Annotated in this window: 8 protein-coding genes; 1 reads left to right on the top strand and 7 read right to left on the bottom strand. The window is 70.9% G+C overall.

What is annotated here, in order from left to right; all coding sequences use genetic code 11:
• Positions 1–249: 249 nt before the first annotated feature.
• Entirely contained in the window at positions 250–1,395 is a 1,146-nt protein-coding gene (locus JHD21_RS07135; RefSeq protein WP_292672837.1) for a site-2 protease family protein, read from the bottom strand.
• A 76-nt stretch (positions 1,396–1,471) separates the two neighbouring features.
• Here JHD21_RS07135 and JHD21_RS07130 point away from each other — a divergent pair, with 76 nt between their 5' ends.
• On the top strand, positions 1,472–2,359 hold the full coding sequence (locus tag JHD21_RS07130) for a PD-(D/E)XK nuclease family protein (RefSeq protein ID WP_292672835.1): 888 nt from the start codon (positions 1,472–1,474) through the stop codon (positions 2,357–2,359).
• Here JHD21_RS07130 and JHD21_RS07125 read toward each other — a convergent pair.
• From JHD21_RS07125 to JHD21_RS07100, 6 genes are all read right to left on the bottom strand, one after another.
• Positions 2,326–3,618, bottom strand: coding sequence for an ABC transporter ATP-binding protein (locus JHD21_RS07125; protein WP_292672834.1), 1,293 nt, complete (start codon positions 3,616–3,618; stop codon positions 2,326–2,328). The genes JHD21_RS07130 and JHD21_RS07125 overlap by 34 nt on opposite strands.
• 22 nt (positions 3,619–3,640) lie before the next feature.
• A complete protein-coding gene (locus JHD21_RS07120; RefSeq protein ID WP_292672832.1) occupies positions 3,641–4,681 on the bottom strand; it encodes an ABC transporter ATP-binding protein in 1,041 nt (346 codons plus the stop codon).
• A complete protein-coding gene (locus JHD21_RS07115; RefSeq protein ID WP_292672831.1) occupies positions 4,678–5,619 on the bottom strand; it encodes an ABC transporter permease in 942 nt (313 codons plus the stop codon). Before JHD21_RS07115 ends, JHD21_RS07120 begins: the two co-directional genes overlap by 4 nt.
• Before the next feature lies 1 nt (position 5,620).
• On the bottom strand, positions 5,621–6,649 hold the full coding sequence (locus JHD21_RS07110; RefSeq protein WP_292672830.1) for an ABC transporter permease: 1,029 nt from the start codon (positions 6,647–6,649) through the stop codon (positions 5,621–5,623).
• Positions 6,650–6,736: 87 nt separating this feature from the next.
• Entirely contained in the window at positions 6,737–8,332 is a 1,596-nt protein-coding gene (locus JHD21_RS07105; RefSeq protein WP_292672828.1) for an ABC transporter substrate-binding protein, read from the bottom strand.
• A 164-nt stretch (positions 8,333–8,496) separates the two neighbouring features.
• Positions 8,497–9,168, bottom strand: a complete 672-nt coding sequence (locus tag JHD21_RS07100; RefSeq protein WP_292672826.1) for an HAD family phosphatase — start codon at positions 9,166–9,168, stop codon at positions 8,497–8,499.
• Between the last annotated feature and the right edge of the window lie 2 nt (positions 9,169–9,170).

Raw genomic sequence — 9,170 nt, 5'->3', positions numbered from 1 at the left:
GCCCTGCCGCTGAGCGCGCCGCCAGCAGGCCGGGAGAGGCTCCGGGTCAAGGACGCGCGAAGCGCGCCGCGCAGCGGCGGAGCGAAGCGACGTCCTTGACGCGGAGACCCGGCCTGCTACGCGCGCGGGCACCACCCCCAGCCCCAAGAACGGCCACGCGCGCGCCCGCCAACTCCGGCCGCGGAACGCCCGGCACTAGGGCCGCTCAGCCATAGGCCCAGCCCGAGGCCCGAGCCAGAGGCCCCGTCCCTAGGACCGGCCGGCCTCCCGGAACGCGCGGTCCACGTCGGCGGTCGTGAGCACGCCGTAGACCGAGCCGTCCGGCTCGACCAGCAGGTACTCGCTCGCAGGGGTGCGGCTGATGGCCCGGACCAGCTCCTCGCCGGCGAGGTCGGCAGGCAGACGCAGGCCCTCGGCGAGCTCGCGCGCCACGGTGGAGGTGGCGACCCAGGGACGGCGGTCCGCGGGCGTGGCGAGCAGCGCCGCCTCGTTGACGACCCCGACGGGGGCGCCGGCGCTCGTGACGGTGACGATGCCGCCGGCCTCGGCGTCCTGCGCACGGCGTACGGCTTCGGCGAGCGGCAGGTCGGCCGGGACCGCCAGGGTGCGCCGAGCCAGGTTGCGGGCGACCAGCACCGGGAGCCGGCGCCGGACCCGGGCGGAGCTGATCGCGGCGGTCGCCCCGGTCCACAGGAACATCGCGATGATGAACGCAAGGATGTAGTCGATGACGTCGGGTGCGACGCCGAGGATGCGCTCCTGGGCCACCGGCCAGAACAGGACGAGCCCCGCCACGCCGCGGCCGGTCCAGCCCGCGACGATGGCGCCTCGGTACTGGTCGCCGGTAGCCCCCCAGACCGCCGCCTTGAGCACCCGGCCGCCATCCAGTGGCAGCCCAGGGACCAGGTTGAGCGCGCCGACGAGCAGGTTGGCCCCGGCCAGGCCCTCCACGGCGACCAGCAGCAGGCCGTCGGGAGTGACGAACCAGAGGCCGATCGCGCCCGCGCCCACGGCGAGGGAGGTGAACGGCCCGACCACGGCGATCCAGAACTCCTGGCGGGCCTTGCGGGCCTCGGAGTCGATCGCGGTCATCCCGCCGAGGAAGTGGAGCGTGATCGAGGTGACCCGGTAGCCGTAGTGACGGGCCACGTAGGCGTGCGAGGCCTCGTGCAGCAGCACCGACAGGTAGAGGATCACCGCGAAGGCGACACCCGCGACGTACTTCAGGGCGCCGAGGTCCGGCTCGACCTGCTCGATCCGGGGTGCCACGAGCACCGCGATCAGGCCGGCGACGATGAACCAGGTCGACGAGACCAGGACGTCGGCCCCGGCGAGCGAGCCGATCCGGAACGTCCCCGGCGGCCGCGGCGCGGGGGACGACGCGGGCTCGGACACGTCCTCAATCTACTTGCCGGCTGCTTGCCGGCTGCTGGCCGACACCGTGTCGGCGCCTCGGCCTACGCTCGGCGCCATGAGCGCGGTCGAGACTCCCGTCGTGGTGGGTTCGCTGTCGCCCAGCCGCGCGGCGGACTTCCTGAGCTGCGCCCTGATGTACCGGTTCCGCACGGTCGACCGGCTTCCCGAGCCGTCCTCACCCGATGCGGTTCGCGGCAGCCTGGTGCACAAGGTCCTGGAGGACATCTTCGACCTGCCCGCCGCCGAGCGCACCCGCGAGCGGGCGCACGCCATGATCGTGCCCGCCTGGGCCGCCCTCCAGGAGGCGGAGCCGCGGGCGGCGGGCATCCTCGACGGCCTCGACGAGGACGCCTGGCTGCGGTCGGCCCGGGAGGCGGTGGACCGGTGGTTCGAGCTCGAGGACCCCACCCGGCTCGAGCCGGCCGAGCGGGAGGCGTTCGTCGAGTGCCTCCTCGACTCCGGGCTGATGCTGCGCGGCATCATCGACCGGATCGACGTGGCCCCCGACGGCGCCATCCGGATCACCGACTACAAGTCCGGCAACGCCGTGGCCGAGGGGTACGAGGCCCGCGCGCTGTTCCAGCTGCGGTTCTACGGCCTGATGATCTGGCGGACCCGGGGGGTGATCCCCAAGGTCATCCGCTTGGTCTACCTCGGTGACAGCCAGATCGTCTCCTACGCGCCCGACGAGGCCGACCTGCGTGCGACCGAGCGCAAGGTCCAGGCCATCTGGGCAGCGATCACGCAGGCGCGGGCGACCGGCGACTACCAGCCGAGTCCGGGCCGCAACTGCGACTGGTGCGCCCACCACGCGCTCTGTCCCGTCTTCGGCGGCACCCCGCCGCCGATCCCGCCGCGCCGGCCGCGCCCGCCGCTGTCGCGCTGGGCACGCCTGCGGGCTCGGCTGCGTCAGGTCTTCTCGTTCTCCCGCTCGTCCGGGTAGAGCACGCACGCCACCTCGACGCCACCGGCCGGCCGGAGCGCCGGGTCGTGGGGCTGGTGGAACTCGAGGCGGACCCCGTTCCCGTCGTCCTCGATGCCGGCGACGCCCCGCCAGAACGGCTCGTCCGGGTTCTCCGCCCGGATCCGGTTGAGCAGGGCCAGGGTGCCCTGGCTGTCCGTGACGCCCAGATGCGCTGACAGCTCCGGCTTGTCGAGCTTGCCCAGGTCGCCGACCATGTCCCGCTCCGCGTCGTACGTCGCCCCGGGGTTGCGGGTCCAGTGCTCCTCCAGGAGCGTCCTGAGGTCGCGGGACTCCCAGCCACACTCCTGCACCGCGACCGGACAGCGCGGATGGAACGAGCAGCCGAGCGGAGGTACGGCGGCGTCAGGGATCTCCCCGCGCGGGAGATCGCGGGGCAGCATCCGGTCCGGGTCCGGCTCCGGGATCGCCTTGAGCAGCGCCTTCGTGTAGGGGTGCCGGGGGTTGGCGAAGATCTCGTCGCTCGGGCCGATCTCGACGATCCGCCCGAGGTACATGATGGCGATCCGGTCGCAGATGTACTTCGCGCTGGCCAGGTCGTGGGTGATGTACACGTAGCTGAGATCGAGCTGGTCCTTGAGATCCAGCATCAGCTGCAGGATCTTGGCCCGGACGCTCATGTCGAGCATGGACACCGGCTCGTCGGCGATCAGGACCTCGGGCTCCAGGATGATCGCGCGGGCGATCACCGCGCGCTGCTTCTGGCCCCCGGAGAGGTCGGCCGGGTACTTGCCGAGGTAGCGCTCGACGGGAGACAGACCGACCCGCTCGAGCGCGTCGCACACCCGGGTTCGCAGCTCGGCACCCTTGAGCTTGCGGTGGATGACGAGCGGATGGCCGATGGCCTCCTCGATGGTCATGCCCGGGTTGAGAGCGGCCCCGGGGTCCTGGAAGACCATCTGCATGCTGGTGCGCAGCGCACGCAGATCGCGACTGCCGAGCTCGGAGACGACGACGTCCCCTCGGTCCCGGCCGTGGTAGGTGATGCTGCCCGCGGTCGCCGGCACCAGCCCGAGGATGGCGCGGCCCAGCGTGGTCTTGCCGCTGCCGGACTCCCCCACCAGGCCGAGCACCTCACCCCTGCGGAGCGCGACGTTGACGCCGTCGATCGCCTTGACGGTGCGGCCGCGGCGGCCGAGGAGCCGCGCCAGCGCGCTGCCCTGGAGCGCGAAGTGGACCTCGAGGTCGTGGGCCTCGACGACCGCGTCGGTGCTGGTCACAGGGCCGGTGGGCGCGGGGGTCTCAGGCTTCGTCGGCAAGTGCGATCACCTCCTTCGCGAGTGGGATGCGTTCGTCCTCGGTGAGCGTGACCAGTCCGTTGGCGTGGTCGGCGGCCCAGCACTCCGTGCGCGAGCCGCTCGGCTGCACCCGCGGGACCGGGGCCCGGCGCTCGCACACCTGCATCGCGTCGGGGCACCGCGGGTGGAACCGGCAGCCCGGCGGCGGGTCGCTCAGGTCCGGCGGCGCGCCCTCGATGTAGTTGAGGCCGGTCGTGGACAGCGAGATGGTCGAGCGCAGCAGCTCGCGGGTGTAGGGGTGCTGCGGCGCCCGGAAGACCGTGTGCGCGTCCCCGATCTCGACGATCCGCCCGGCGTACATGACGGCCACCCGGTCGCAGGCCTCGGCGATGATCCCGAGGTTGTGGGTGATGAGGAGCAGTGAGGTCTCGTAGGTGTCGCGGAGGTCGTGCAGCATCCGGATGATCTGTGCCTCGACCAGCACGTCCAGCGCGGTCGTCGGCTCGTCCGCGACGACGAACGCCGGCCGGAGGACCAGGGTGAGGGCGATCATCAGCCGCTGCCGCATACCGCCCGAGAACTCGTGCGGGTAGGCGCGGAAACGGGTCGGCGGGATGCCCATGACCCGCAGTGCCTCGAGCGACCGGCTCTCGATCTCGTCCTTGCCGATCCCCCGGTGGTGGGTCTTGAGCGTCTCGGAGAAGTGCTCCGAGATCCGCATCAGCGGGTTGAGCCGGGTCAGGGGCTCCTGGAAGATCAGCCCGAGCTCGCGCCCGCGCAGCGCGTGCTGCTCGCGGCGCTTGAGCCGGAGCATGTCGCGCTCGCGGAAGAAGAGCTCGCCGTCCCGGGCCGCGCCGTCCGGGAGCAGGCCGAGCAGGCCGCGGCCCAGGGTGGACTTGCCGCACCCGGACTCCCCCACCAGCCCCAGGATCTCACCGGACCGGATCTCGAAGCTGACCCCGTCGACGGCGCGCACGGGGAGTCCGGCGGTGCCGTACCAGACCCGCAGGTCGCGGGCCGAGATCACCACGTCGTCGCTCTTCACACGTTCCTCGCGTCGATCGCGTCGTCGGCTCGCATCGCGGGCATCTGGACCGGGATGAGGCGCCGGCGGCGTAGGGCGGGGTTGAGAGTCTCGTTCAGCCCTTCGCCCACCAGGGTGAGACCGGTGATCAGCAGGATGATCGCCAGGCCGGGGAAGAGCGCCGGCCACCAGGTGCCGGCCTGCGCGTCGTCCAGGGCCCGGCTGAGGTCGTAGCCCCACTCGGACGCCTCCGTCGGCTGGATGCCGAACCCGAGGAAGCCCAGGGCGGCGAGGGTGCTGAGGGCGTCGGCGGCGTTGAGGGTGCCGATCACTGGCACCGACTGGACGACGTTGCCGAACAGGTACTTGCGCATGATCGTCCGCGGCGGGGCGCCGATCGCCCGGGCAGCCTCGACGTAGACGGCCTCCTTGGTGGAGACCGTCGTGTTGCGGACCACCCGGAAGTACTGGGGGATGTAGATGCAGGTCAGCGACAGCGCGGCGGCGACGATCCCACCGCCCAGCGGACCACGCAGCAGGAAGGAGAAGACGATCGCCAGCAGCAGCGACGGCAGCGCGTAGAGGGAGTCCATGACGAAGACCAGGGCGCGGTCGACCCACCCGCCGACGAACCCCGACACCAGGCCCAGGGGTACTCCGAGCACGATCGAGAACGCCACGGACAGGAAGATGACCTCGAGGGCGGTCCGGGCGCCCCAGATGACCCGCGACCAGATGTCGTAGAACTGGTCGTTGGTCCCGAGCCAGTAGTCGCCGGAGGGGTGCGCCAGCTTCGGGAGCTTCTCCCCGTCGACCTTGGACTGGTTGAACTCGTAGGGCGCCACCCAGGGCGCGAGCAGCGCCAGGACCACGAACGCGACCACGATGACCAGGCCGGCGACCAGGATCCACCGGGCGAGGCCGCGGGTGTTCCAGATGGTGTTGAACCAGTGGCGCATCTCAGTACCTCACCCTCGGGTCCACGAGGGCGTTCAGCACGTCGACGAGAAGGCTGACGATCACCACGACCAGCGCGAAGAACGTCACCAGGCCCTGCACGGCGACGTAGTCGCGCGCGGTGACGTACTGCACCAGCTCCGTGCCGAGGCCGGGCCAGTTGAACGTGCGCTCCGTGAGGATCGCCCCGGACAGGGTGAGCGCCACCTGGAGGCCGATGACCGTGATCACCGGGACCAGGGCGTTGCGGAACGCGTGCCGGCGCACGACCTGGCGCTCGGGGATCCCCCGGGCCCGCGCGGCCTCGACGTAGTCGCCCTGCATCGCCTGGATGACGTTGACCCTGACCAGCCGGATGATGACACCGGACAGCAGCAGCCCCAGCGCGAAGCACGGCAGCACGTGGTGCTTGAGGACGTCCTGCACGGCCGCGCCGTCGCCGGCCAGGATCGTGTCGACCAGCAGGATGTGCGTCCTCGGCTCGGTGGTGAACTTGGTGGTGACGCTGGCGATGTCGTACGTCGGCCAGCCGGGGAACAGCTTGACGACCAGGATCACCAGCATGATGCCGACCCAGAAGATCGGCGCCGCGTAGCTGACCACGCCGAAGACCCGGATCCCGGCATCGAGCGCGGTGTCCCGGCGGCGCCCGGCCAGGCGGCCCAGCGGGAGCCCGATCAGGAGCGCGAACAGGAAGGCGCCGATCGTCAGCGTCAGGGTCGCGCCGCCCTGGTCGCGGATGATGTCGAGCACCGGGCGGTTGTCGCTGATGGTGGCGCCGAAGTCGAGACGGACGACGTCGCCGAGGTAGTCGAGGTACTGGACGATGAGCGGCCGGTCGAGACCGAGGGCGGCGCGTCTGGTGTCCAGCGCCTCCTCACTGAGCTTGCCTCCCACGGCGGCGGACACCGGGTCGCCCGGCGCCACGCGCAGCAGGAAGAAGACGATGGTGAGGAGCACCCAGATCATCGGGATCACCAGCAGGAGCCGGACCGCGATGTAGCGGGCCAGCGATCCTGACGAGGAGCTCACGGACGGTCCTCCGTTCCGGGTGGCAGGGGCAGCGGGCGGTGGACGCCGGAACCCGGTCTACCAGGTCCGACGCCCACCGCCGTCACGTCACTCGGACTTGCTGATCCCCCAGAACCGGAAGATGTACGTCGGGTCCAGGGTCTCCTGGACGCCCTCGACCTGGTCGGTCGTGATGGCGACGTTCTGCCCGTTCCACGAGGGGATGAGCGGGACGTCCTCCGCCACGATGTCCTGGAGCTGGCCGATCTGGTCCTCGCGGGCGGCCTCGTCGGTCTCGGCGAGCTCTGCGTCGAGCAGGGCGTTGACCTCCTCGTTGCTGTAGCCGTTCTCGAAGAAGCCACCGTCCCGGATGAACGGGGTCAGGTAGTTGTCCGCGTCCAGGATGTCGGGGTACCAGCCGAGGATGAAGAGGTCGTACGCGCCCTCCTTGTAGAGGGTCTGGTACTCCTCCCACTCCGCGTCCGCGAGCTCCACCTCGAAGAGACCGCTCGAGGTGAGCTGGTCGGCGAACTCGTTGGCCTCGTCCACCGCATTGGGACCGTAGTGCGTCGGCGTGTAGCCGAGCGTGATGCTGACCGGGGTCTGCACGCCGGCCTCGTCGAGGATGGCCTTGGCCTTCTCGACGTCGGGAGCGCCGTACTTCTCCTGGAACGAGTCCTTCTGGCCGCCGAAGCCCGGGGGCACGATCGAGTACGACGGTGCCGTCGTCCCGTCATAGGCGTTCTGCGTGATGGCGTCGCGGTCGATGATCTGCGCGGCTGCCTGGCGGACCGCCTTGTCCTTGGGCACCTCGTTGTTGAGCTGCCAGACCCAGTAGCGGAACTCCGAACCCTCGCCGCGGAGCACCTCGACCTCGCCACCCTGCTCGAGGTCGTTGATGTCGGTCGGGCTCAGCGTGCGCCAGGCGATGTCGACCTGGCCGGTCTCGATCGCGGTCTTCAGCGGCGCGGGGTCGGCGAAGTACTGCACCGCGACCTGGTCCGCCTTCGGGGTCCGCGGCCCGTCGTACTCCGGGTTGGCCTCGAAGACCGCCTGCTCGCCGGCCTTGTACTGGCTGAGCATGTAGGGGCCGGACCCGATGATGGCGTCGTCGGCCATCAGCTCGTCAGCGGGGAACGTCTCCTCGTCGACGATCGACGTGGTCGCGGTCGACAGCAGCTTGAGGAAGGTCGTGTCCGCGGCGTTGAGGTTGAAGACCACCGTCAGGTCGTCGGGGGTCTCGATGGCGCCGTCGGCCAGGGCCGGGGCCTCCTCGTCACCGTTGCTGATGTTGTAGAGGAGGACCGAGGAGCCGTTGGGGTCGGCGATCTCGATGTTGCGCTGCAGCGAGAAGAGCACGTCGGACGACGTGAGGTCGTTGCCGTTGGAGAACTTGAGGCCCTCGCGCAGTGTGCAGGTGATGGTCTGCGGGTCGTCGTAGGCGCAGGACTCGGCTGCGTCGCCGACCGGCTCCTCGGCTCCCGCCGGAATGGTGAGCAGCTGCTCGAAGACCTGGTACTGCACGTTCCAGGAACCGAAGTCGTAGGACCCTGCCGGGTCCATCGCGGTCACCGACTCGGTCGTGCCGAGGACCCAGGGCGCGCTGGCACCGGTGTCGCCGCCCCCACCGCCTCCGCTGCCGCCGTCGTCGCCGCCGTCGTCATCGCTGCCGCAGGCGGCGAGCGTGAGGATCAGCCCGCTCACGCCTGCCAGGGCCAGGGTCCGTCGTGCTCGAAACACGTGTGTACCTCCCGATAGGGGTGCGAATTGCCCATGGAACCTAACCCCGCCGGTGGGCGGGCCGCCATAGCGGGTGCGGTGCGGGGAGGTCGCGATCCGGCAACGATTCCGCGATGAATTCGCTCGGGTCAGACCAGTTCCGCGAGAGATTCCACGGTCACGTCGGTGAGCGACGCGGCGAAGGTCCGGCGCGGAGCCGCCGTGACGGCGACGTGGTTCTCCACCACCAGGACCGGGCACCCGGCGGTCTCGGCCGAGGTCGCGCCGGTGTTGGAGTCCTCGATCGCGACGCATTCCTCCGGCCTGAGGCCGAGGGCCGCGGCGGCGGTCAGGTAGGGCTCCGGGTGGGGCTTGCCCTTCTCGACCTCGTCACCGGTGACGATCACCCGGAAGGTCTCCGGCGGGAGGTGGGCCACGACCGGTGCGACCAGCCGCTGGTAGGACATCGTGACCAGGCCGCAAGGGACGCCGGCGGCCCGCAGCGCCGCCAGCAGCTCCACCGCGCCGGGCCGCCACGGGACGGCCTCCTGGGCCTGGGCCACGACCCGGTCGAGGAGGTAGTCCACGATGTCCGCGGCGCTCATCTCGAGCCCCAGCACCTCGCGGATGTAGTGGCCCGAGTCGACCAGGTCGTTGCCGACCAGCTGGAGGGCGTGCTCCTGGCTCCAGGTGCCGCCGTGCTCCTCGGCCAGGGCGTACTCGGCAGCGATCCAGTACGGCTCGGTGTCGACCAACGTCCCGTCGAGGTCCCAGAGGACGGCACGTGGTGTCGCGGCACGCGGCGCTCGCACGTCAGCCACCG

Origin of the sequence: Nocardioides sp. (genome assembly GCF_016462705.1) — a bacterium.
GTDB lineage: Bacteria > Actinomycetota > Actinomycetes > Propionibacteriales > Nocardioidaceae > Nocardioides.
The sequence above is the reverse complement of the archived record's forward strand: the minus strand, read 5'-3'. Positions and strand labels throughout refer to the sequence as shown.